The sequence below is a fragment of the Polaromonas sp. genome (genome assembly GCF_030689685.1).
GTDB lineage: Bacteria > Pseudomonadota > Gammaproteobacteria > Burkholderiales > Burkholderiaceae_C > Polaromonas.
Genome location: NZ_JAUYEY010000040.1, coordinates 53,026 through 77,376, shown reverse-complemented (window position 1 = coordinate 77,376; position 24,351 = coordinate 53,026). Strand labels below are relative to the sequence as shown.

The 24,351-nt window shown below is 62.5% G+C and carries 19 protein-coding genes; 7 read left to right on the top strand and 12 right to left on the bottom strand.

From position 1 onward, the window contains the following. Nucleotides 1-830: 830 nt before the first annotated feature. Both Q8O29_RS10325 and Q8O29_RS10320 read left to right on the top strand, forming a co-directional pair. Entirely contained in the window at nt 831-1,568 is a 738-nt protein-coding gene (locus tag Q8O29_RS10325) for a HupE/UreJ family protein (protein ID WP_371134202.1), read from the top strand. Nucleotides 1,569-1,588: 20 nt separating this feature from the next. After that, nucleotides 1,589-2,236 (top strand): transmembrane anchor protein, encoded by a 648-nt coding sequence (locus tag Q8O29_RS10320; protein ID WP_305562441.1) that lies wholly within the window; start codon nt 1,589-1,591, stop codon nt 2,234-2,236. Between the two features lie 71 nt (nt 2,237-2,307). Here the strand turns inward: Q8O29_RS10320 and Q8O29_RS10315 are convergent, their stop codons facing one another. Continuing rightward, nucleotides 2,308-2,586 (bottom strand): metal-sensing transcriptional repressor, encoded by a 279-nt coding sequence (locus tag Q8O29_RS10315; RefSeq protein ID WP_305562439.1) that lies wholly within the window; start codon nt 2,584-2,586, stop codon nt 2,308-2,310. Nucleotides 2,587-2,694: 108 nt separating this feature from the next. Here Q8O29_RS10315 and Q8O29_RS10310 point away from each other — a divergent pair, with 108 nt between their 5' ends. Next, complete coding sequence (locus Q8O29_RS10310) at nt 2,695-4,017, top strand: MFS transporter (protein ID WP_305562437.1); 1,323 nt, start codon at nt 2,695-2,697, stop codon at nt 4,015-4,017. A 50-nt stretch (nt 4,018-4,067) separates the two neighbouring features. Here the strand turns inward: Q8O29_RS10310 and rho are convergent, their stop codons facing one another. After that, the gene (rho, locus tag Q8O29_RS10305) at nt 4,068-5,330 is read right to left on the bottom strand and encodes a transcription termination factor Rho (RefSeq protein WP_188709245.1); all 1,263 of its coding nucleotides are present in this window, start codon (nt 5,328-5,330) and stop codon (nt 4,068-4,070) included. A gap of 239 nt (nt 5,331-5,569) precedes the next feature. Next, nucleotides 5,570-5,902 (bottom strand): thioredoxin TrxA, encoded by a 333-nt coding sequence (gene trxA / locus Q8O29_RS10300; protein WP_305348010.1) that lies wholly within the window; start codon nt 5,900-5,902, stop codon nt 5,570-5,572. 177 nt (nt 5,903-6,079) lie between these two features. Here trxA and Q8O29_RS10295 point away from each other — a divergent pair, with 177 nt between their 5' ends. The 3 genes from Q8O29_RS10295 to Q8O29_RS10285 all read left to right on the top strand — a co-directional run bounded on the left by Q8O29_RS10295 (nt 6,080) and on the right by Q8O29_RS10285 (nt 12,152). Beyond that, nucleotides 6,080-8,536 carry a PD-(D/E)XK nuclease family protein gene (locus Q8O29_RS10295; protein ID WP_305562435.1) on the top strand — a complete coding sequence of 819 codons (2,457 nt, stop codon included), beginning with the start codon at nt 6,080-6,082 and terminating at the stop codon, nt 8,534-8,536. A gap of 135 nt (nt 8,537-8,671) precedes the next feature. Then, on the top strand, nt 8,672-11,899 hold the full coding sequence (locus Q8O29_RS10290; RefSeq protein WP_305562433.1) for an exodeoxyribonuclease V subunit beta: 3,228 nt from the start codon (nt 8,672-8,674) through the stop codon (nt 11,897-11,899). Between the two features lie 109 nt (nt 11,900-12,008). After that, the gene (locus tag Q8O29_RS10285; protein ID WP_305562431.1) at nt 12,009-12,152 is read left to right on the top strand and encodes a hypothetical protein; all 144 of its coding nucleotides are present in this window, start codon (nt 12,009-12,011) and stop codon (nt 12,150-12,152) included. A gap of 323 nt (nt 12,153-12,475) precedes the next feature. Here the strand turns inward: Q8O29_RS10285 and Q8O29_RS10280 are convergent, their stop codons facing one another. From Q8O29_RS10280 to Q8O29_RS10245, 8 genes are all read right to left on the bottom strand, one after another. Beyond that, nucleotides 12,476-14,917, bottom strand: coding sequence for an HAD-IC family P-type ATPase (locus tag Q8O29_RS10280; protein WP_305562429.1), 2,442 nt, complete (start codon nt 14,915-14,917; stop codon nt 12,476-12,478). Nucleotides 14,918-15,078: 161 nt separating this feature from the next. Then, the gene (locus Q8O29_RS10275) at nt 15,079-15,912 is read right to left on the bottom strand and encodes a PRC-barrel domain-containing protein (RefSeq protein ID WP_305562427.1); all 834 of its coding nucleotides are present in this window, start codon (nt 15,910-15,912) and stop codon (nt 15,079-15,081) included. 277 nt (nt 15,913-16,189) lie between these two features. Beyond that, on the bottom strand, nt 16,190-16,915 hold the full coding sequence (locus Q8O29_RS10270; protein ID WP_305562425.1) for a hypothetical protein: 726 nt from the start codon (nt 16,913-16,915) through the stop codon (nt 16,190-16,192). A gap of 114 nt (nt 16,916-17,029) precedes the next feature. Further along, complete coding sequence (locus Q8O29_RS10265; RefSeq protein ID WP_305562423.1) at nt 17,030-18,103, bottom strand: hypothetical protein; 1,074 nt, start codon at nt 18,101-18,103, stop codon at nt 17,030-17,032. 87 nt (nt 18,104-18,190) lie between these two features. Further along, on the bottom strand, nt 18,191-18,709 hold the full coding sequence (locus Q8O29_RS10260; RefSeq protein WP_305562421.1) for a general stress protein: 519 nt from the start codon (nt 18,707-18,709) through the stop codon (nt 18,191-18,193). 184 nt (nt 18,710-18,893) lie between these two features. After that, nucleotides 18,894-20,315: a phosphatidylserine/phosphatidylglycerophosphate/cardiolipin synthase family protein gene (locus tag Q8O29_RS10255; RefSeq protein ID WP_371134200.1), complete on the bottom strand. Its 1,422-nt coding sequence runs from the start codon at nt 20,313-20,315 to the stop codon at nt 18,894-18,896. A gap of 30 nt (nt 20,316-20,345) precedes the next feature. Next, nucleotides 20,346-21,095 carry a response regulator transcription factor gene (locus Q8O29_RS10250; protein ID WP_305562419.1) on the bottom strand — a complete coding sequence of 250 codons (750 nt, stop codon included), beginning with the start codon at nt 21,093-21,095 and terminating at the stop codon, nt 20,346-20,348. After that, on the bottom strand, nt 21,092-21,283 hold the full coding sequence (locus tag Q8O29_RS10245) for a hypothetical protein (protein WP_305562417.1): 192 nt from the start codon (nt 21,281-21,283) through the stop codon (nt 21,092-21,094). Before Q8O29_RS10245 ends, Q8O29_RS10250 begins: the two co-directional genes overlap by 4 nt. 172 nt (nt 21,284-21,455) lie before the next feature. Between Q8O29_RS10245 and Q8O29_RS10240 the strand changes: the two genes are divergently transcribed. Then, nucleotides 21,456-23,339 carry a histidine kinase gene (locus Q8O29_RS10240; RefSeq protein ID WP_305562415.1) on the top strand — a complete coding sequence of 628 codons (1,884 nt, stop codon included), beginning with the start codon at nt 21,456-21,458 and terminating at the stop codon, nt 23,337-23,339. Between the two features lie 175 nt (nt 23,340-23,514). Here the strand turns inward: Q8O29_RS10240 and Q8O29_RS10235 are convergent, their stop codons facing one another. Beyond that, the gene (locus Q8O29_RS10235; RefSeq protein ID WP_305562413.1) at nt 23,515-24,327 is read right to left on the bottom strand and encodes an MIP/aquaporin family protein; all 813 of its coding nucleotides are present in this window, start codon (nt 24,325-24,327) and stop codon (nt 23,515-23,517) included. Nucleotides 24,328-24,351 lie beyond the last annotated feature (24 nt).

The following is a 24,351-nucleotide window of genomic DNA, read 5'->3' as shown; positions in this document are numbered from 1 at the left end:
GGGCCTCCGGCGGCCTGGCAGGGGCCTGATTTAAAAAATTCCGCAAGCCCTTAAACTTCCCTTTTCAACCTGGTCAGCCCGCACATCGAAATTACCCAAATTGCGAACCCTTCAGGCTCATACCTGAATTGGAAAATACTGTCATCATCGTATGCGACATCTTGATGGCCAACGCCGTGCGTGGTGCAGTGTTGCACTAGCTTGTCCATGGTGCAGCTCAAGTACCCACTGGCTCTGCGAAGGCGTTTGATGATGGCTCGATGAGATGCATGTGTATGCGGTTGTTTCATGGATGAATTTTATCCCCCTGGGGAGGTTACTATAATCCTCTTCTTTGGCCTTAAAACTCAACTGCACCCCATGACCTTGCTTGTCTCATGCTCCTTGCGCCCTAACGGGGCAGCGCTGAGCGTGCGATGGCTGGTTCTGGTGGTGATCATGTTCGGGACGATCATCTCCTCGATTGGGAGCACGGGTTCCCATGGCCTCGCGGTCATCTCAGCTGCGCTCCACGTCGCACCACCTTCCTCTGCCGAGTCGCACGGACATGTGCACGAGGATAGAGGCGGCGAGTTGGCTATGAAGAATCAGAGCGCAGGTACCGACCATCCCCACCACGGGGCGGATCACTCGCACGACAAAGCCCACGCCTTGCCAGTTGCCTGGAGTTCTGCAGCACCGCAGCTTCCCGGTTGGTGGGGGCTGGGGCGACCGTGGATTGAAATGGTTCAGGCGTCCCGGCTGGAACGCCCGCCCATGGGCTGAGACGCTTCCCGTCCTCGCGCTGCTGCACGCAGCGCTTTCCCTTCTTTCAGACCATCGGAGTCTTTATGCACAGCTATGTTCACGACAGGCTGCCACGTTCGCCATGGGCGATCTGGCAATCCCGTCTCTTGCTTCTTTCGGCATTCTTCATCTGTCTTTTCGTTGGCAGCACAGAGGCCTTGGCCCACGCAGTCACCGCAGGCGACAAGGGTTACATCCAGGAAATTTCGGGCGTCAATCTGCTGCCCTTTGTGTACCTGGGCGCCAAACACATGATGACCGGCTACGACCACATCCTGTTTCTGTTCGGCGTGATTTTCTTCCTCTACCGGATCAAGCACATCGGCATCTATGTGAGCCTGTTTGCGTTGGGTCATTCCACCACCATGATCCTGGGCGTTTACTTCAACGTCGGGATCAACAGCTACCTGATCGACGCGATCATCGGCCTGTCCGTTGTCTATAAGGCTCTGGATAACATCGGTGCTTTTCAGCGGTGGCTGGGGTTTCAACCCAACACCAAGATCGCCACTCTGGTGTTTGGGCTATTTCACGGCTTTGGTTTGGCGACCAAGATCCTTGAGTACGAGATCTCACCCGACGGACTGCTACCCAACCTGCTGGCCTTCAACGTGGGTGTGGAAATCGGACAGCTGCTGGCATTGGCCGTGATCCTGATCGGCATGAGCTACTGGCGCCGCACACCCAGCTTCATTCGTAACGCCTATACCGCCAACGTCGCCATGATGAGCGCGGGCTTCATTCTGGTGGGCATGCAGCTCACCGGCTACTTCGTGTCCTGAACACCCAAGGAATATTCAACATGTACAACAGCGATACCCCCCTGCGCGCCGAACTGCCTTCTTCGAAGCAGCTTGTACGCTCCACCATCCTGGCCGCCATTTCGGCGCTGGTGCTGCTGGTTGCCGTCGTGCTTCCGGCCGAATACGGCATCGATCCGACAGGCATTGGTCGAGTCCTGCGAATGACCGAAATGGGCAACATCAAGCAACAACTGGCAGCAGAGGCTGCGGCCGATGCGGCTGCCGCGACACCGGCAACACAGTCACCGGCAGCCAGAACGACGCCTGGCATGGCCTCAGCCAATGCTACGCAATCGCCAGCAAGCGCTGTGGTGGCTGATGCCCCTAAGGTTGAATGGCGCGACGAGATGCCCGTGACCCTGTCCCCGGGAGAAGGAACGGAGATCAAGCTGACAATGGTCCAAGGCGCAAAAGCGCAGTATTCGTGGGTTGTCGAGGGCGGCGAGGTCAACTTCGACACCCATGGTGACGCACCGGGCAAGTCAATCAGCTACGAAAAAGGTCGTAAGGTTTCCTCCGACGAGGGTGTCCTGGAGGCCGCGTTCACTGGCAATCACGGCTGGTACTGGCGCAACCGGGGCCAGTCAAACGTGAAGGTCATTCTGCGCACGCGCGGTGACTATACCAACATCAAAAAAATGATGTGAATGGAGGGCACTGCGACCTTCGTTGCAGCGATTCGCTGCCTCACCTCGATTAGGCCGCGGGTTGGTTAAGGCTACAAATACTTCGTGATGTCCTTGAACTCCGCAATCGAGGAGTGCACGCTCGCCGACCCAGCTTCCACGACATCTTCCAGGCAATGATCCAGGTGATCATGAATCACCAATTTTTTGGCTGCGCTGATGGCCTTCTCTACCGCGTGGAGCTGCTGGGCGATATCCACACACGACCGTTGCGCTTCAATCATGACAATCACGTTTTGCAGATGCCCACTGGCGCGCTTCAGGCGCTTGACTACGTTGGGGTGGGCGGTATGGTGATGGGCTTCTGTCATGTTTCATATCCTATCCCCCAGGATAAGCTATAGTCAAGTGATGACGTTGATCGACCGGGCGCACTGCGAACTCGCGCGCGCCGGGGGGGCTATCGCGGGAGCTGAACCATGACTGAAGTCCTTGCCAACCGCACTTATCGCCACCTGTTCTTTGCGCAGGTCCTCGCGCTGCTGGGCACCGGCCTGGCTACCGTCGCGCTAGGCCTGCTGGCCTTTGACCTGGCCGGCGCCAATGCCGGCGTCGTCCTGGGCACCGCACTCGCCATCAAAATGCTTGCCTATATTGGCGTTGCTCCCATTGCATCAGCCTTGGCAGAACGCCTGCCGCGTCGCGCGGTACTGGTAGGGCTGGACCTGGTACGAGCCGCTGTGGCATTGGCCCTACCATTTGTGACGCAGATATGGGAGATCTATGCCTTGATCTTTGTCCTGCAGTCGGCTTCCGCCGCCTTTACCCCCACCTTCCAGGCGACGATCCCGGACGTTTTGCCCGATGAGCGCGCCTACACCAAGGCCTTGTCCCTGTCGCGGCTGGCCTACGACCTCGAGAACCTCGTCAGCCCCATGCTTGCCGCCTTGCTGTTGACTGTTGTCAGCTTTCACAGCCTCTTCGGCGGTACCGTGGTCGGCTTTCTCGCCTCCGCAGCGCTCGTCGTCTCGGCTGTCCTGCCAAGAGCCAAGATTCCTCCTAAACGCAGCATTTATGAGAGGACCACCCGCGGGCTGCGCATCTACCTGGCCACGCCGCGTCTGCGGGGCCTTCTCGCCCTTAATCTCGCGATCGCCTCGGGCAGTGCGATGGTCATTGTCAATACCGTGGTGCTGGTTCAGGCTGGTTTTGGCTTGACACAGACCGCAACCGCCATCGCTTTGGCCTGCTTCGGAGCGGGTTCGATGTTGATTGCGTTGGTGTTGCCCAAAGTGCTCGACCGCGTGCCGGAACGGCGCGCGATGCTGGTGGGTGCGAGCGTGATTGCCATCGGCCTTCTCGTGGGTGCTGCGCTAGCTTCTCGCTACGCCGTGTTGCTGCCGCTGTGGTTTGTGCTGGGCCTCGGCTACTCGCTGGCGCAGACGCCTTCGGGGCGGCTGCTCCGCCGCTCTTCTGGCGATGCTGATCGTCCGGCACTCTTTGCCGCTCAGTTCGCCTTGTCCCATGCTTGCTGGCTGATCACCTACCCCTTGGCCGGCTGGTTGGGCGCCAAATTCGGCCTGACCACCAGTTTTGTCACCTTGGGCGTTGTTGCCAGTGCGGCGGTGCTGCTCTCGATGCGCCTCTGGCCCTTAGAAGACCCGGTTGAACTTTCGCACCGACACGACAACCTTGCTCCGGGGCATGCACACCTGGCCGGTGCCTCCGGTACAGCTTCAGCCGACCGCGAACATTCCCATGCCTATGTCATTGATGACGAACACCAGCGCTGGCCTTCCTGAAAAGACCGTCACAGCGAGCAACCGTGGGGGCCTTATTTGGCGTGGCGGCTTTAGCCGCCGCGCCGCATCATGTCGAAGAACTCGTGGTTGTTCTTGGTGGCTTTCATGTTTTTCAGCATGAGCTCCATCGACTCGATTTCGTCCATGTTGTACATGAACTGGCGCAGAATCCGCGACTTTTGCAGGATTTCTGGCGCCAGCAGCAGCTCTTCCTTGCGGGTGCCGCTGCGGTTCAGGTGGATCGCCGGGAACACGCGTTTTTCGTACAGGCGCCGGTCCAGATGGATTTCGCAGTTGCCGGTGCCCTTGAATTCCTCAAAGATCACCTCGTCCATGCGGCTGCCGGTATCGACCAGCGCGGTGCCGATGATGGTCAGGCTGCCGCCTTCTTCAATTTTGCGGGCTGCGCCGAAGAAACGCTTGGGGCGTTGCAGGGCATTGGCATCGACACCGCCAGTCAGCACTTTGCCGGATGAGGGCAGCACGTTGTTGTAGGCGCGTGCCAGGCGGGTGATGGAGTCGAGCAGAATCACCACGTCTTTGCCAAGCTCGACCAGGCGCTTGGCGCGCTCGATCACCATTTCGGCGACGTGTACATGGCGGGCTGCGGGTTCGTCAAAGGTGGAGGAAATCACTTCGCCGCGCACGCTGCGTTGCATCTCGGTCACTTCTTCAGGGCGCTCATCGACCAGCAGCACCATCATGACCACCTCGGGGTAGTTGGCGGTGATCGCATGGGCGATGTTTTGCATCATCACGGTTTTGCCAGACTTGGGCGGTGCGACCAGCAGCGCGCGCTGGCCCTTGCCGATGGGTGCCACGATGTCGATGATGCGGCTGGTGAGGTTTTCTTCACCCTTGATGTCGCGCTCCAGCTTGAACTGTTCACGCGGGAACAGCGGCGTCAGATTCTCGAACATCACCTTGTGTTTGTTCGCTTCGGGCGCGCCGTCGTTGACCTTGTCAAGCTTGTTCAGCGCAAAGTAACGCTCGCCGTCTTTCGGGGTGCGCACTTCGCCTTCAATCATGTCGCCAGTATGCAGGTTGAAGCGGCGGATCTGGCTCGGGCTGATGTAGATGTCGTCGGTGCTGGCGGTGTAGCTGGAGTCCGGCGCCCGCAGAAAGCCAAAACCGTCGGGCAGCACTTCCAGCACGCCATCGGCAACGATGGTTTCACCGGTCTTGGAGCGTTTTTTGATGATGGCGAACATCAGCTCCTGCTTGCGCATACGGCCAACGTTTTCAATCTCAAGCTCTTCGGCCTGCTTGAGGACTTCAGACACGTGCAGTGCCTTGAGTTCGTTTAAGTGCATGGGAAAACCTTGCGTGAAGTCAACTCCTCGCGGAGTTCATTTTTTAAGTCGGGGGAGGTCTGAAAGGAAGCTAGAGGCGCTTCACAAACCGGGAACTCGAACCGACCGGCAGCGGCCGGTCAGCGAACAGGATCATTATGACAGGAAATTCAGGGGGTTCGTCCGCGCGGCGAGGCGGGGGAGGTGGTGCACACGAAGAGCCGGCGGCGGGGCCGGACTTCGTGGCGGCAGGTGGCGTGTTATGCCAGTTGCTGATCGATGAAGGCCGTCAGTTGCGCCTTGCTCATGGCGCCAACCTTGGTGGCGGCGAGCTGGCCGTCCTTGAACAGCATCAGGGTCGGAATGCCGCGAATGCCAAACTTGGCGGGGATGTCGCGGTTTTCATCGACATTCATTTTGGCAATCTGCAGGCGGCCGTCGTAACCAGTGGCGACTTCGTCCAGAATCGGTGCAATCATCTTGCACGGGCCGCACCACTCGGCCCAGTAGTCCACCAGCACCGGTTTTGTGGCCTGCAGCACGTCGGCTTCAAAAGTGGCATCGGTGGTATGTTTGATCAGTTCGCTGGCCATAGCATGTCCTTTGGGGAGAGTTCAGGAAATTGTGTCGATAGAAGCTAAAGTTGCAGGCATTGTGGCAGAAACCAAGTCCCCCCGTTGCGCACCAAACCTCCCATTCCCACTATCGTTGTGATAGGCAAAATCCTGCCCGCATCCCCTGGCCCGAGTGGGCCGTGCTGGGCGCGGGTGATGGCGCAACTGTCTTCTTTGCTGGGTGAACGCGGAATCCACCCCGCGCGTGTGGTGGTGCTTTTGCCTTACGCGCAGCTGATTCAGGAAGCCAGGGCCGCCTGGGCCGTGGCTGCCGCCGGCGTTCATTTTTTGCCACATTTTGAAACCACCATGAATTGGGCCACCCGCCTTGGCGGCTTCGAGCCGACCGAAGGCGACTTGCGCCAGGACGCGGCGCGCGATGTGCTGACGGCGGCGGCTTTGCTGACGCGTGCGGGTTTGGGCGCTTACAGCGTCGTGCTGGCTCCCCGCTTGGTTGAGGCTGCGAGCTCGTTAGCCAGGCTGGCTGCGGCGGTACCACCAGCGCAGCGGCAGGCATGGGGAGCGCAAATGGGCACCTTGCTGGGCATAGGCCTGGAGGCACCGTTGCTGCGCCTGGAAGCCGCCCTGGGACAGATTGCGCTGACCTGGGTGGCTCACTCAAGTTATCCATCTGATGTGTTGTTTTCTCCGGGTGCGGGCCTCTCTGTGGAGCTGGTGGTGGTGGTGGAGGGTTTTCAAACCGAGCCGGTGACCGAAGCGCTGAAAACGCACTTCGGCGCGCGCGCTGTGGCTATGCCGCTGGATCTGCCGGGGCAGCCGCACCTGCCGGCAATACATGTGGCGCAGGATGCCGAAGACGAGGCGCAGCGGGCCGCAGCCTGCGTGCTGGCGCATCTGGCGCAGGGCCGCAGCCCGGTGGCACTGATCGCCCAAGACCGCGAGCTGACGCGCCGCGTGCGCGCCATGCTGGGCGAACGCGGCATTGCACTGCGCGACGAAACCGGCTGGAAGCTCTCTACCACCCGCGCAGCCGCCACATTGATGGGTTTGCTGCGCGCCCTGACCTGGAATGCCGGCACCGACGCCGTGCTCGACTGGCTAAAAAATGCGCCGGCTTTTGCGCCGGCTGAGGTCGCCGCCGCCGAGAAGGAGTTGCGCCGTGAGGGCGTGCGCGAGTGGCGCGCCGTCAGCGGCGCGTTGATGGCGACCGCTGTGATTGCGCCCCGCCTCAATGCCCTGCGCGACGGGCTGCAGCGACAGCGCCTGCTGGCCGACTGGCTGCGGGACCTGCGTGCGGCCTTGCAACAAGCCAGGCAGTGGGATGGCCTGGTGCGCGACATTGCGGGTCAGGCCGTGCTGGATACCCTGCGCTTGCACGAGGGCGTTGAGGCGGAGTTCGCTGGCGCTGGCGGGGGCATGGGCTTGACCGACTTCACGAGCTGGGTCAATCAGGCGCTGGAAGCGGCCATTTTTAAACCGGTGCATCCGGCACGGGCGCAGGTGGTCATTTTGCCGCTGAGCCAGTTGCTGGGGCACACCTTGCAGGCCGTGGTGCTGCCCGGCTGCGACGAGCAGCACCTGCAAGTCTCGCCCGAGCCGGCGGGCAGTTGGACACCACCGCAGCGCGAATTGCTGGGCCTGGCTTCGCGCGAGGCCGAGGCACGCGTTCAGCGTGCCGCGTGGTGCCATGCCTTGCAGTTTGCGCATCTGGATATCCTCTGGCGCGAAAGCGACAACGGCGAGCGCCTGATGCCCAGCGGCTTTGTCCAGGAGTTGCTGTTGCAGAACGACATGGCGATGGCGATGGACCCGCAGGTGTTGCGGCCGCTTCAGCTCTTGCCCACGCCGCGCCCGCTGCCAACCGGTGAAGCCCTGCCGGTCAGGCGACTGTCGGCCAGCGCTTACGAGGATTTGCGGCGCTGCCCCTACCGTTTTTTTGCGCTGCGCCAACTGCGCCTGCAGGAGGCCGACGAGCTCGACACCGAACTCGGCAAGCGCGACTTCGGCAACTGGCTGCACACCCTGTTGAAAATCTTCCATGAAGCGCTGCACGCAGCGCCGGCGCCCGACCTGCCGGCGCGCACGGTGCTGATCAACAGCGCCGCGCAGCAGGCGGCCCGCGTGCTGGGCCTGAGCGACAGCGAGTTTTTGCCCTTTGCCGCGAGCTGGCCGCGCGTGCGCGAGGGCTACCTCACTTGGTTGGCGGCGCACGAGGCCACTGGCGCTGTGTTTGCAGCGGCCGAGGTCGAGCGCCAGATGCCGCTGGGCGAGCTGACCCTGATCGGAAAGATAGACCGTATCGACCGGCTCACCGACGGCAGTGCGCTGGTGCTTGACTACAAGACGGAAAACCGCGCCACCACAAGCGAGCGCCTCAAACAGCCGCAGGAAGATACCCAGCTGGCGTTTTACGCTGGCCTGCTGGACGACGACACGCTGGCCGCCGCCTATGTGAACCTTGGCGAGAAGGAAGCCACACGCACCTACGAGCAGCCGGAAATTGTGGCCCTGCGTGATGAACTGCTCGACAGCATCCTGACCGACATGGCGCGTGTGGCACGCGGCACGCCGCTGCCGGCGCTGGGCGAGGGCAGGGCCTGCGAGTATTGCGCTGCCCGGGGCCTGTGTCGGAAAGACTTCTGGAATGAATAGAGCCCCCACGCTCCCCCACTTCGTGTGGCTCGCTGCCCCCCGGGGGGGCGCTGCGCCTGCGGCCCGGCAAAGCCGGTTCCGCAGCCCCTGCTGGTATGGGAAAAGTGGCTCTGCCGGATGGTCGGAGCAACGGCGATGACTCAACAAGCTGCGTATGAACACAACGGCCAGCCGGTGTCTGCCGAGGCGTTTTACGCGATTGCCTGCGACCCGCGACGCAGCGTGGCGGTCGAGGCCTGCGCTGGCGCCGGCAAGACCTGGATGCTGGTGTCGCGCATCGTGCGGGCCTTGCTGGACGGCGCGCAGCCGCACGAAATTCTGGCCATCACCTTCACTAAACGGGCGGCCGGCGAGATGCGCGAGCGGCTCTACGAGTGGCTGGAGCAGTTTGCCCACGCCGACGACGCGACTCTGGCGCGGGAGCTGGCAATGCGCGGTTTTTCAAGCGAAAAAGGCCCGCAGCCCATACCGGACGGGCGTGAGCAGCTATCAAATTTATACCAACGCATCCTGGAGACTGGCCGCTCCGTGCAGATACGCACCTTCCACAGCTGGTTTGCTGCCTTGCTGCGCAGCGCGCCCTTGGCCTTGTTGCAGCAGCAGGGCCTGCCCCTCAATTACGAACTGCTGGAAGACGACGCGCCGGCGCGAGCGCTGGTCTGGCGGCGCTTTTATGCCGCGTTGGTGGCGCAGCCGGAGTTGAAGGCCGACTTCGAGGCCGTGGTGCAAACCTACGGCCGTTTCCAGGCCGACAAGGCGCTGCAGGCCGCGCTGGACAAACGCACCGAGTTCGCATTGGCCGATGCCGCCGGCGTGGTCGATAGCTCTGTCGAGCATTTCACCGCCCAGTTCACCGAGTTCGGTGGACTCGACGAGCCGGAAGAGCTGCTCACCAGCAACCGTTTTCACCGTCAGACCCTTCGTGATGCGGCGGTGGCGCTGGCGCGTGCGAGCGCGCCGACCTTTGCGGCCAAGGGTGTTGAGCTGGAACAGGCGCTGACCGCTGTCGACATGCAGGGCGCATTTGCTGCGTTGCTGACCGAGAAGGGCACGCCGCGCAAATTCGGCGAAAAAATCATCGGCATCGAGCAGGTGCGCATCGCGCAGGAGCTGGTGCTGCGCGTGCTGGCCGCACGCCAGCAGCACGAGGCCTGGACTTATCAGCAGCGCATGGCCCGTTTGAGCCGCCTGTTGATCGCCGAGTTCAGCGCGCTCAAGCGCGAGCGCGGCTGGGTTGACATGAACGACATTGAGCGCGTGGCGGGGGTGCTGCTGGGCGACGAGGTGTTGTCGGGCTGGGTGCAGGAGCGGCTGGACGCGCGCATCCGGCACCTGCTGATCGACGAGTTCCAGGACACCAACCCCTTGCAGTGGCAGGCGCTGTGGTCCTGGCTCAGCGCCTATGGCGGTGCGGGCAACGCGCCCAGCGTATTTATCGTCGGCGACCCCAAGCAAAGCATCTACCGCTTCCGCCGCGCCGAGCCGCAGGTCTTCAAGGCGGCGCAGCAGTTTGTGCGCGAAGGGCTGGGCGGTGAGCTGCTGAGCTGCGACCACACCCGGCGCAATGCCCTGGGGGTGATCCACACCGTCAACGCCGTGATGGCTGCGGCGCGCGAGAACGACGGCTACGACGGTTTTCGCGAACACACCACCGCCTCTGGCGAAGCCGGCGCAGTGGGCAGGCTGCCGCCGATTCCACGCCGCGAAGTTGCAACTGAAAACGCCGGCACAGGCGCCTGGCGCGACAGCCTGACGACCCCGCGCGAGATCCCTGAAGAAACACTGCGCACGCTGGAAGCCCGGCAGGCCGCAGCGTGGATAGCCGGGCAGGTGGCTCACGGTCTACAGCCCTCCGATGTCATGGTGCTGTCGCGCAAACGCGCTGGCCTGCTGCCCTTGCAGGCCGAGCTGCGTGCGCTGCACATCCCGGCGCTGATCGGCGAGAAAACCGCCTTGATCGACTGCTGCGAGGTGCTGGACATCGTCGCCCTGCTCGACGTGCTGGTCTCGCCGCCGCACGACCTGTCGCTGGCCCGCGCGCTGCGCTCGCCGCTGTTCGGTTTGAGCGACGACGCACTGGTGCAGATCGCGCTGGCAAAGGGTGATTCAAGGCTGTCCTGGTTTGAGGTGCTACAACAATCAGAGCTGCTTGCGCCCGCCACCAAAGGGCTGGCGCCTGTTTTTCTTCTGTATCAAGGCTGGCTGGACAGTTTGCCGCCGCACGACGCCTTGCAGGCGATTTACCACCACGGTGATGTGCTGGCGCGGTTTGCCGCTGCCGCGCCTGCTGCGCAGCGCGCCAGCGTGCTGGCCAACCTGGGGGCGTTACTGACGGCGGCGCTGCAACTCGACGGCGGCCGTTATGCCACGCCTTATGCCTTTGTGCGCGCGCTCAAGGCGGGCGGCCTGCAGGCGCCGGCCACGGTGAACAGCCAGGCCGTGCGCCTGCTGACCATCCACGGCGCCAAAGGCCTGGAGGCCGAGGCCGTGTTGCTGCTCGACACCGATAGCGCCGAGCGCAACGCCGACAGCATGGGTGTGCTGGTCGATTGGCCGGGCGCGGCGAGTGCACCGCAGAAATTTGTCTTCCTGGTCAGCGAAACCCGGCCACCCGCCTGCGCCCTGGAGACCCTGCGCATCGAGCAGGAAGCGCGGCGGCGCGAAGAGATCAACGCGCTGTACGTGGCCCTGACCCGTGCCAAACACACGCTGATGCTGTCGTCGATCACGCCGTTTCGCGCGGCGCCTGACAGCTGGTGGCAAAGGCTGGTCGGCTGCGTGGATGAATGCGCTGCGCCACCGCCTGGAAGGGCTGGCCCGGCGCAGAGCGATGCTGCCGACGAATTTGTCTTGCTGGAGCTGCCCGCCGCCCCTCAGCGGCTTGCGCAACCCGCTGTCTCAAGCGCCGCCGCCGAGGATTCCCTGTTGGCCCGCATTGGCAATGCCATGCATCGGCTGCTGGAGTGGGGTGGTGTCTCGGATGCGCGGCTGCGTGCGGTGCAGCGCGAGTTCCGGCTGGACGCCATGCAGGCGCGCGAAGCCGCTGACAAGGCGCAGCGCATCCTGGCAGGCGAGGGCGCCTGGGCCTGGGACCCGGCCGTGACTGCCTGGCAGGGCAACGAGGTGGAGATGTTTGTCCAGGGCCAGATGTTGCGGCTGGACCGGCTGGTGCAGCGCAAGGATGCGGGGCATGTGGGGCACTGGTGGGTGCTGGACTACAAGTCGGGCGGCGCGCCGCAAGAGCAGCTCGAACTGCTGGCGAAAATGCAGACCTACCGTGCGAGCGTGCAGTCCATCTACCCCGGTGCGACGGTCAAGGCCGCGTTTTTGACGCCGCAGGGCAAAGTCATCGAGGTGCCCTGAGAGCCCGTGTTTTGCCACGCAAACAGACTTCATGATCCACTCCTTACACGCCTGATTCCCAGCATATCTCCAGGACGCAACGTTAACCCTTCGCTTGAAGAGCATTCTCATGGCCGTCATTATCGCGGCTATGAAAACTGCAAAAGCTAAGGTTGCGCATGTCGCGCGCCATGGCCTGCATGTCGATGTCCGCACGCTCGGCAGATTGCGGGGGCTGGGCCTGTTCGACATTTCCGGCGTGCTAGGCTCCTAGCGATGTTTCACATGCGCAGGATGCTCGCCATGTCCAGACGGAGTGGCTGGATAGAGAGGCAGACTTTGCATCGCTGGCCATAACCGGGGAATCGACAAGCGAGACTCCAGGTTCACAAACGTGCTTGGCATAAGCTTGCCACCGCAGTGAGGGTACTGCGGTCCGCCAACGTCTCGTCATACTCTACCTTTCGCGCTGCCCGAAACGCTGTTCATATCAATCTGCTTTACCCCCGACATTGGCGAGTTGCTTCTCAGCGGCCCGGGCACTTAACGGGGAGCGCAAGTCGCACACGTCAATGACCGTCGTTTTTATCTCAAGGTCTACGCGATCTTGAGGTGACTGAATATTGGAACTTTAATAAAATCCAAGACGAAGGCGAAGGCAACCGCTGCGGCAAGCGTAGTGGCTACAACGAGAATCGATAGAGGCGCCATGAAGATTCCCAGCGTGGCCAAGGTCGAGATAATCAAGATATCGCCGACGGACGACACAATCACCCAGAGGCTTGGGCGAGAATGCCACAAGTGTTGACGTTCGCGAATGGCATAGAGCGTTGCCTGACTGCCGAACACGAGCACGACCATAGCCAAAGTCCTCAGCGCCTCTGTTCCGAGTCCCATTTTGAATTTACCGACGGCCAGCACGGCGGTGCAAAAGGCCAGCAGGCAAAATCCCATGATGGCGCCCGCAATCGTCAGGTTGCCGATCTGCCAAGTATTGGGCAGCGGCGACGGACGTACATTATCCGTTGTCAAGGACATGGTCAGGAAATCGCCGGTGACCATAATGATGACCATGAGCAGCGGCGTCAGAATCGCATGCCCCGTCATGACCAGACCCACCGCCAGAAAGAGCACCATGACGATCTTCTTGATCATGGTGTTGAGGGTATAGGTCAGGATGCGCTGGAACGTGACCCGGCCTTCCTTGACGGCGGCAACAATCCCGCCGAGTCCGGGTTGCATCAGCACCATGCCGGCTGCCGACTTGGCCACGTCGGTCGCCGTCGATACGGCGATCCCCATCTGCGCTTGGCGCAACGCGGGCGCGTCATTAGCGCCGTCGCCGCACATGCCGACGGTGTGGCCGCCCTTCTGGAATGCCTGCACCAGCTTGTACTTGCCCTCCGGAAAGACGCCGGCGAAGACTGCGAAATCCTCGGCGCGTACTACGTCGGGAATATTCCCGGGCGGTGCGACCGCACCTTCCAGCCCGACCGCATGGGCCACGATGGCGGCTGTCGCCGGTGCATCGCCCGTCACCATCACGGTGCGCACACCCAGCGTATGGAGCTCCGTGATCAGCGCGGCCGAGTCGCTCCGAGGCGGGTCGCTGAGCGCGATGATGCCCGCCAGCTTCATCGCCGACGGCGCACCCACCGCAACGGCCAGCACGCGGAAGCCCTGCGCCTCGAGTTCATTGGCCGTCCTGGACGCATCGGGCGAGGCTTGCGTGAGACCGGCGACGGCGGCAAAGGCCCCCTTCACGACACGCAGTGTGGCGCCGCTCGAATCGGTCACCATTGCCTCGGACATCTTGGTGGCGGGATCGAACGGTACGAACTTGTTCAGCTTCGGCAGGTCGGACGCGCCTCTGTGCGAGGCGGCAGCGCGAATCGCGCCATCGACGGGATCCTGCCCGCCGTCCGAGCTCGCCAGCGCTGCCATTCCCATCACTTGCGCTTCGTCGAAGCCGGGCAGGGGGCGGACGCTGGTCACCTTCAGTTCGTTGTTGGTCAGTGTGCCCGTCTTGTCCGCGCACAGCACATCGATCGATGCCGCTTCGTCCACTGCGGACAACCGCGTCGGCAGCACCCCGAGCTTGGCCAGCGCCTTCGCACTTACCGCAGCCGCCAGGGTAAAGGTGGCCGGCAGTGCGACCGGAATCGATGCGAGAACCGCCGTCAGGACAAGGGGGATGATCTCGGCGAGCGGCATCTTGAGAAAGTAGGCATAGGCCACCAGCACCACGATGACGACGCCGTTGAACAGGGCGAGATTGCGCACCACGCGCAGCACCGCTTTCTGCTGGGAACTGACCACATGCGCGGTGCGCACCAGTTCCGCAGTGCGGCCGAACTTGGTGCGTGCGCCGGTCGCCGTGACCTCCGCCACGGCTTCACCGCGCCGCACCAGCGCACCCGCATACGCCTGCACGCCGAGGCCCGCTTCGATGGGTACCGATTCGCCGGTGAGCATGGACTGGTCGAGCAGGACCGAGCCTTCGGTGAGGCGCACGTCGGCAGCGACCACCGCGCCCAGCGACAGCTTCACCGTGTCGCCGGGCACCAGCTCGGCGGCGGGCACGATCTTCCAGACCCCGTCGCGCCGCACCGACGCGTTCAACGCGAGCCGCGACTTCAGCGCGGCAAGGGTCGCCTGCGCGCGTCCTTCCTGGAAAAACCCGAGCGCGGCGTTGAACACCAGCAGGCCCGCGATGATCGCGGCCTCCACATACTTGCCGAGCACCAACTCGAGCAGGATCGCGGCTTCGAGCATCCAGGGAACCGGCGCCCAGAGTTTGGTGAGCGCTCTGCGCAAGGGATGCAGCGCCGTATCCGTCACGGTATTTGGGCCGGTCTGCTCCAGCCGGCGGCGGGCCTCATCGCTGGTGAGGCCGCCAGTCGGGACATCCTTGACCGCGCCTGCGGACGCGTCGGGCAAAGCGGTTACGGTGGGTGGCGGGGGTGCAAGGCCGGACTCGCCACTCGCAACCGGTTTGCTTGGGGGTTGCGGGGGGTCATCGGCGTTGAGTTTGTTCATGGGCATTCTCGCAAGAAGGTTAAGCAGTATGCCCTTTGATCCGTGCCAAGAAACCGAGGGTCGGAGCGGCGGTGCAGACGCGAGCGGTGAGCTTTCCCCGCAGGGGCTACGGTTGCGGAAAAACGACGCCTGCTATTCGGGCAGCCACGCCTGGCGCGGACCTAATGGTCTGCTGTTTCGGCTTTACGTTTCGCTTCGTCCGCCCAATAGCCGCGCCGCCCGTAATGTTCGTGGATGCTTATTTCCTGCTCACGATTTAGCTGCACCGCCGGGTCGTATAGGGGAGCGTCTTTCACGGCTTGGCGTGTCAGGTTGACGGAAACCGTGGCGTTGAGCCAGCTCACATTTTCTATCCATTGCGGTGCGATGAGCACGCGATGACCGACCCACCAATTGCTGGTGTTCACGACGAGATATCGAATGGCCCAGGTCTCGTCATCGACGAGCAGACCCTGCACGTGACCGATGTCGCCATCGCTTGCATGAAGGTGATAGTGCAGGACCGCGTTACCACTTTGCAGATGGGGATCGTCGTCTTGGCGCCGCGCTGCTTCGGCTTGTGCATAGGCCTTCTCGGCTTCGGACGGATCGACAGGCGGTGTCGGTATGAAGCCGGCGTAGCTCGGCAGCATGACGGTCGGATACATCTCCCCGCCCCAGAGTCCGTCACCACCCCAGTAAAACGGGTAGCCGTAATATCCGAGATACTCTATTTCGTGCTGTCGCGACACTGGCTTCCGGGTGTCGATGTCGGGGCTATTCTTCACTTGCTCTTTCGTGATCGAGACGGGTAGCACCTTTTCCGTCCAGTCCGGATGGCCCATCGAGATAGGCGAGATCAGCACTTCTCGACTCGAGAGCCAGGTACCGGTATCGACAACGAGATAGCGGATAACCCAGGCTGTGTCATCGAAATAAAAATCTTTCACATGGCCAATGGCGCCATCGGTCGCGTGGATCGCGCAATCTTCCAGATCGTTTATGCTGCGTAACATGGGTCGTTCTCCTTCCAGAGGCCGAACAGGAAAATTCGACGAATTGAAAAATCATGCCTTCGCGACAGAGGACGAAAGCGATCGGGTCGTGGCGATATTCCTGCACACAGGGTGCGCGCAGCGCACGAGTCTGTGCGCTGTCGCACACAGCGATGACCAGCGTGACATCCGCAAGTCAAGACAAGCACGGAACCGCCAGTTGGCGCAGACCTGCCAGTCAGCGGCAGAACACTGAGAGATTAAAAGTATAGCGGTGCCTGAGCCTGAGCCAAACATGCTAACGGGTTGATGCGTGAGAATTGAAAAACACTTCCAAACCGTCAACCAGGATGAGATCCATGTCCGCTGCAAAGCGCAGGAGTTTGGGATCTTTCCGGACGACAGCCTCTTTAATGCCGGCGATGGTGTGAGTCATGGCGTCCCTAAGGGACTTGTCGGTAATATGGGCTTCGATAGCAGTCCACCACGCCGCTGCCTCCTGCGCCGTCTTGCCAGCCTGCTTCCAGTCGGGTTGATGTGAAAGCAGCAGCGCGTTGAGCTTGAAACCAGCGTAATCGAGCATGGGAACCTCCACGGGTACCGGTTGACCGCTACGATTAATCGACTCCTCAAGCAAGCGGTAGATTTCAATGGACTGGATCGCCATCGCACCGCGATCTCCTTTCTGCCAAGCGTTGCGAACGCCACTCACCAAGGAATCCAAGCGTTTCTTTCGGTCGGGAGACAGATGGGCTGAAATCGCCGGGTAAAGCGTCTCGAATTTGGCCAACGATTTCTTGAAGGCCGCCGCATCTATCACGGGCGAGGCCTCGGTGAGATTCTCGAAGATCTCTGCGCCGCCCGCCAAGGGATCTGCCTTGGCGGTAGCCGTCGTGGGCGACACCTGCCCGGTTTGAGCCAGGTCCATCTTGGTCACGATGGTGGTTTGGGCGAGCACAACACCAGAGAGTTGCGCGGCGGAGATCAGAACGGCTACGGTCAGGGGTTTGAAGATGAGTTTCATATGTGTTCCTTCCAAAGCATTTAGCGTGATTGGGTGTCAGACCTAAAAAGACTCTTCTTCGTCTTTTTTACTTCTGCCTTGACGCGGGCCTCAAGGTACTCATGACACGCATCGTCAGTTCTTGCTGCTGCCAATCTTCTGGCCCAGTGCATTGATGGCGTTGCCCAGCGACTCGAAGCCCTTGGCGACTTCATCGCGCGTCCAGGTCGCACCGGAGGCGAGCTTATCACCCAGTGCACGGGTACCGGCGACAACTGCGGAAGTACCTGCCTTTGCTTCCGCGCCGACCCAGCCCGCAGCGCTTTCCAGTCCGCGGGCAGCCGCTTTGAGTTCGTAGCCGGCCTGGTTGTATTCCTTGCGCGCCCACGATTCAGCCGCCTTGGTACGATGCGCTAAGGCGAGCGCGTGGTTGGCGTTGGCGAACGCCTTGTCCATGACCTTCTCGTCCTTGACCGCGCCCTTCTCGACGGAGGCGACGAGCTTGTCGAGTTCCGTCACGGAGTTGTCGAGTGCCTGCTTGGCGGCGCCGGTGACGCGGCCAGCTTCCAAGCGCACGTAGCCGATCGCCTTGCGGATCTCGGTCGCCGCTGCTTTGTAGTCCTTCTTCGCGTAGGCTTCGATGGCGCTGCCGAAATGCCGTTGCGGTTCTTCGGTCACCGGGTACCAGGTGGCCACGTCCGTCACCAGCCAACGGCGCTCCATGTCGGCGCGGGCCGCTTTGTCGATGGCTTTGTCCAAGTCCGCCTTGGTCTTGATTTTGCCGCTCTCGATGCCTGCGGCGGCGGCGCTGACCTTGCCGGCCACCGCGTCCATACGCCTGGAGGTATCGTGTGCGAGCTGCATCTCAGACTTGGCGCGGGCCTTGTCGGCCTTGGCGGCACGGGCGGCCTGTTCCTTCAACTCATCGGCCACGGCGCGCATCTCCGCTGCCGCCTTTTTGTTGTCCTTGGCATCGAAAGCCTTGCGCGCCGCATCCAGGTGAAGGCTGATCGAATCCGCGACCGGGGTGAAGGTCGTGTCGTCATAGATGATCCAGTCGGTGGGAGACTGGATCGCAATCGGCGCCTTCGCTGTAGCGGGCGCCGCTTGCGCCGTAGGCGTTTTCGTGGCCTGCGCGAACGCCACACCGGAGAGTTGCGCGGTGGCGATCAGGACGGCTACGGTCAAGGGTTTGAGGGTGAGTTTCATAATGTGCTCCTTATCAATGAATTCAGGTTGACTGTGTGGAGGATGTTTGCTTCGTTTGCGTCAGAGATGAGCCTGGTACGGGGCAGCTCAGGCGACGGCGTGATGATCGAACGAAGCAAGACCGGAGGTCGCGAGCAGTTCATGCGCCCGCTTGATCTCCTGCGCGTCGCCATGAACAATCAACAGAAACTTATTGGCCTTCAGCGCGGTTTCGTAACGCAGCACGGAATCCCTGGGAATGCCAATGGCCATCAAGGCCCCGACCAGGGCGCTGGCGCCACCCACCAGGACGGCGCCTTGCAGGCCACCGAAGATGGTCGCCGCGAGCGGGCCCAGAACGATCACATGGCCCACCACCGGCACGAAGAACAGGGCGGAGCCGAATAGCATACCCATCAGGCCGCCCCAGAACGCACCAAGCTTGCCGAAGAACTTGGCCCGATCGCCGGCATTGAGAAATCCGACGACGTGTTCCTCGGTGTGATAATCCTTGCCGATGATCGAGAGCTTCTTCATGTCGAAGCCGGCGAGTTGCAGCGCCTTCACGGCGGATTCCGCTTGGGTATGGGTGTCATACACCGCAACGGCAATATCGGTCTTGTTCATAGCCTGGTCCTTTTCATGTTGATCTATCGGGTTTGAACGTCGCGGCGTGGTCTTTGTCCGTGCGTCCATGCTTCGAACTTTAGGCCTCGGCCTGGCGGATGTAAGCGCCCGAAAGTCATGACTTGGACGTGCCGCAGGTCACGATTTCGTTGTGACTTTGGCAATCCGGCCCGGCTGGGCACGGTCAGAGTTGGAAACCGATCCACAGCACCAGCCCTTCGCCGAGGTCACGCAGCAGACCGGGCGGCTGCGCCACATACGGGCGGGCCGTAGCACGTTCGAGATTGAACCACGCGCTGTAGCGGGCGATATCGCTGGCCTCATGAAATGCCACCATCAGCTCGTAGTTAAGGAACAGGCTGCGACCGTCGAGGTTGGTGGTACCCACCAGTGCCAGCACGTCATCAACAATGGCCAGCTTGGCGTGCAGCATGTGCGGCGCCAGCCAGACATGCACCCCCGCCCCGGCCAGTGCGCGCAGGGAGCGATTCCGCACGATATCGGCGAGCCGATGGTTGGAGCGGGCTGGCAATAGCAAATCCACTTGTACGCCCCGCCTTGCCGCCAGGCACAGCGCCATCAGCAAGGCGTCGTCGAGCACGACGTAAGGCGAGACAAGCGCTATGCGTGAGCACGCGCGGTAGGCGGCGCTGACGAGCAGCGCGTGCACGGTGTCGTCGGGTTGGTCAGGGCCCGAGGCGATGACTTGTCCGGCAGGCTCACCCGGTGATGCGACAGGGGCAGCCCTGGCGTCCGCCGCCGTCGAAGCGCCAGTGGCCGGCGCTTGGTCCCCCGCCGCGAACACCCAGTCGCGCTGGAACAGATCGGCCGCTTGCCGGGCCAGCGGGCCTTGCAGATCGAAGCTCAGGTCGCGCCACGCCACGCGACCGGGCTGACCTTCGAAATACTCGGCGGCGAGATTGCGCCCGCCGCACCACAGCCGTTCGGCCGCGTGGCCGGCGTCGGCCACCACGAGCTTGCGGTGGTTGCGCAGATTCGTGCGGCCTTTCAGGGGAGAGTGCAAGGGGGGCACGAAGAGCCCAACCTGCACACCCGCGTGCCTCAACGCGGACAGATCGGGCCGCCCGCCCAGTAGGCGGCCCACCCCGTCGAGCAGCAGCCGCACCCGCACACCGGCGTGAGCCCTGGCGATCAGATGGGCGCTTACCGCATTACCGACCGCATCGCGTCCGAGCATGAAGGTGCACAGGTCCAGGGTGTGTTGTGCGCCATTGATCACCTCCAGGAGTGCTCGCAGTGACTCTGAACCATTGGCGTGAACGCCTAAATCTCGGTACCTTGAGGGGCGCGGTTGTCCCAGCGCAACGGCCACCTCGGCTGGCCAGGTGCTGTCATCGTTAGTGGGCGGCGCGGCGCGGGTGGGCAGCGATGAATGGGGGGTGCGGGTGAGTTTGCGCGTGCCGAACAGCAGATACAGCGGCAGCGCGGCGTAGGGCAACAGCAGCATAAACAACACCCACCCGATCGCAGCGGATGGATGGCGCCGTTGCTGTAGCACGTGGGAGGCCACCACATACACGACTAGCCCAACGACGGTGAGCAGCCCGTGCAGCGAGAGCCAATGCGAGGCAGTCAGGATGGGCACGCGCGCGGCATAGCGGATGATGAGACGGTTCTAATCGCCGCGCCGTTGGCGCACCGACATCACGGCCAACTCGGTGCGCGTGTTGGCGTGCAGCTTTTCCATGATGCGACTGACGTAGTTCTTGACCGTGCCCTCGGCCAGGAACACCGCATTGGCGATCTGCCTGTTGCTCTTGCCCTCGGTGATGCACTGCAGAATTTTTTCTTCCTTGTCGGTCAGTGGCTCGGTCATGACACTTTGCGCCTTGGTTTGCGCAGCGGCTTGAACCGGCTGCGGCGTCACCGCCGGGCTCAAGGCTGCATCGCCCGGCGGGCCTTCGGGCAGCGGCGCGAGCCGGCGAAATTGATCCATGACCTTGCGCGCGATCTGCGGGGTCAGCCTGGATTCACCGCGATGCACCGCGCGCACCGTCTCCAGCAATTCTTCCTCGGTCGCGTCCTTCAACAGATAGGCATGGGCGCCGGCGCGGATGGCTTCAAAGACCGTTTCTTCAGCGTCCAGCGTGGTCAGCACCAGCACATGCGTGCGCGGCAGCGACAACGTGATCGCGCGCGTGGCGGCCACGCCGCCCATGCGCGGCATGTGCAAATCCATCAGCACCACGTCAGGCAGCAACTGCTGTGCCATCTCAACGGCTTCCGCGCCGTCGCACGCCTGACCCACCACTTCTATGTCCGGTTCAACCGCGAGCATCAACGTCATCCCGCGGCGAACCAAGGCCTGATCGTCGGCAACCAGCACCCGGATGCGCGGCGATTCGTCAGGAGATGCCGCAGTCACTTGACACCCCCTTGGCCGCCGTCGGGGCTGCGCGGGTATTGCGCATCCTCCAATAGCTCGCGGATGCGCCCGACCACCGGGGAGGGTAGCCGCGCCGTGAGGTAGCTCAGCATCTCCGCGATGGCCAGTGCCGCCTGCGCTGGCGAGATACCCGCCCGTTGCGCCACCCGTTGAATCAACTCGTCCACGTTGAATATCCGTGCTGTGGGGGGGATGCGCAGAAATGACCCATTATCTTTTTCATGGATATAAGTCTACTGGATGCCTTGCCGGGTCGCGAGGGCCACAGGTCATGAGCTTGCAGTTACTTTCGTCACTTGTGACAATGCCGGAATGCTTATCTCAATCCCAACTCGCTGAATGCCGCGCCTGCTGCGCTATCTGGATCCTCGACGCAGCCTGGCTAGCGCACTCGGCTGGCTGGTCGTCGCACTGTTCCTGGTCTTCGCGCTGGTTGCGGCGTTGTGGCTCGGGGGAATGGCCCGAACGAGCCTGTTGCAACAACACGGCCGACAGTTAGCATTGAGCACCGGCCAATTGGCCGCCGAACTCGACCAGGCCCTTGCCTTGCGGCTGCAGTCGATACGGGCGGTGGCGACCATGCTACGAACGGATCTGGGTTCCGATACGCCGCGCGCGCTGCGTGCGGTGCTCGACGACTTGCGATTTACTTACCCAGAGTTCGAATGGATTGGTTTAGCCGATGCAAAAGGTACGGTCGTGGCCGCCAGCGGCGGCCTGCTCGAAGGTAGCAGCGTCGCCGAACGCCCCGGGTTCGCGCGTGGGTTGAAGGGGGCTTGGATCGGCGATGCACATGGCACCGTACCGCTGCACAAGAAGCTGGCTCCGCTGCCCGGCGGCGAGGCACACCGATTTGTCGACATGATGACCCCCGTGCGAAATCCGCAGGGCCGTGTCGTGGGCGTGGTGGACGCAGAGTTGAGCTTGCGCTGGATACGAAACTACGTACAGGGTCTGCGAGAGACGCTGCATCTCCCCAGCGCCACCCAGGCATTGGTGCTGGATAAAGATGGACTGGTTTTGATCGGCCCGGACGCGCTTCAGGGCAAGCGCTGGCACGGCACGCAGGTCAAGGACATTGCCTTCGTCGACGCGACACAGGCATTCTCTGGCGCCAGCACTGCTACCTCAGCGCCAGCATTGGAACGTCTCGATGACGGGCAGGTCGTTCTGGTGGCCCGCGCGGAACCATCGACGGGTAGCACGCTGCGCACACTGGGCTGGCGTGTGCTACTCGCTGAACCGGCGGATCGCGCGTATCAGCGTGCCGATGCCTTGTGGTTGCATATCTTGTGGGTCTCTTTGGGACTGGGGGGCAGCGCCGCGCTGCTCGGCGTGCTGATCGCGCGCCATCTGACCAGGCGATTGACGGCTTTGACACGATCCGTCCAGGACGTGGGCAGGGGCAAGGCGCAGCGTATCGAGGTGCCCTCCGGCATCGACGAGGTCGCGCGGGTCGGGGCCGCTTTTGCAAATGTGCTGGGCGCTTTACAGCTTGAGCGCAGCGAGTTGCGCACCCTCAGTGCCGAACTCGAACAACGCGTCGCCACCCGTACCCGCGAGGTCGAACGGCTCGCGAAAGAGACGCGCTACGCCGCGGTGGTGCGCGAACGCCTAAAGATTGCGCGCGACCTGCACGATACGCTCGCGCATTCGATGATGGCCATGCTCACCGAGGTTCGCCTGCTCAAGAAACTGCATGTCCACGATCCCGCGGCCTTGCCTGATGAATTGGCCCACGCCGAGCAAGCGGCCCACCAAGGTCTGAAAGAGGCGCGCGCCGCCATCACCCAATTGCGTTTCAACGCCGTGCGCGATGTTGGGCTGGGTGCGGCACTGGCCGATGCCATCAAGCTCTTTTCCGAGCGCACCGGCCTGGCCGTCGATTACAGCAGTGAACCCCGCGCCGCCAGCTTCGCGGACGAGCGTGCCGAAACACTGTTCCGCATCGTTGAGGAGGCGCTGCGCAATGTGGAGCGTCACGCCATGGCCAGCCTGGTGAGGGTGAGTCTGCGCGATGCTGCTGACGGGCGTCTGGAACTGCGTATCGAGGACGATGGCGTGGGGTTCGATTCAAGTGCGTCGCATCCCGGGCACTACGGTCTGGTGGGTCTGCGCGAGCAGGCACAGTTGATCGGGGCGGAGCTGAGCGTCCAAAGCGCGCCGCACGAAGGCACGACCTTGCGGCTTGCATTGGATAGGGGGCCTAATATGTGGTCGTGACCAAAGCCCTATAGAAGAGTGCGCTTGCCTTGCGGTTCAAAAAGAAGTCTTAGCCGCCCCTGCCAGTTTTGTACCTGTGTAGGCCAACGCATCGGCGGCGTCACCTCCAAGCCATGGGCTGCGGCAATCGATTTCCGATCAAGGAATCACGTCGTCGACTCGCGAAGATGCCATCTTACTCACGTGTCTGCGTCGAATCATCGACGCCGAGGGAGCCTTGCGCCGCCATTGCGCCGGCGGCGGTGGGCTTGCCCTTGAGTATCCACTCGAAGGCGACCCCGATCAGGGCGCCCAGGACCGGCCCCACCAAATAGATCCACGCCGTGCCAAGGTCGCCCCGCACCAGGTCCGGCGCCAATGATCGCACCGGATTCATCGAGGCGCCGCTGATCGGTGCCGCCCAAAGACCCGCCAGAGCAATGTACCCACCCACCGCGATGGCGCCGTTGGTGCCGATGTTGCGCGCCCCCGAGGCCGTGCCCAGGATCGTGTTCACCAATCCGGCTGTCAACACCACCTCCATCGCCAACGCTGTCCCGCTGCTGATACCGCTGCCCGGCACCGTCGCGCCCAGCGCGCCGACGTTGCCGAACATGGTCCGCAGGAAGAGCGCCGCCGCGATACCGCCGACCATCTGTGCCAGGACGTAGCCCGGCACCCGGCGCCACGGGAAGTTGCGCCGCACCGCGAATGCCAAGGTGACTGCCGGGTTCAGATGCGCGCCGCTCACGGTGCCCATAAAGTAGATGATCGCCATCACCATGAGCCCGGGCGCAACCACTATCATGCCCAGGGTGACAGCGCCGCCGCTTTTGGCAGCAACCACCCCGCCCCCCGCTGCGACGAGAACCAGCAGGAACGTGCCCCAAGTCTCGGCGAAGAGACGACGCCACTCGTGCACCGGATCCAGGAAGTCAGGAGATACCCGCTTCTGAACCATCCGTGCCTGCTGCGCCGCGCTATGCCGACTTTTGCGAAATGCTGTCATACATATATCCCCGATTTATTGCTA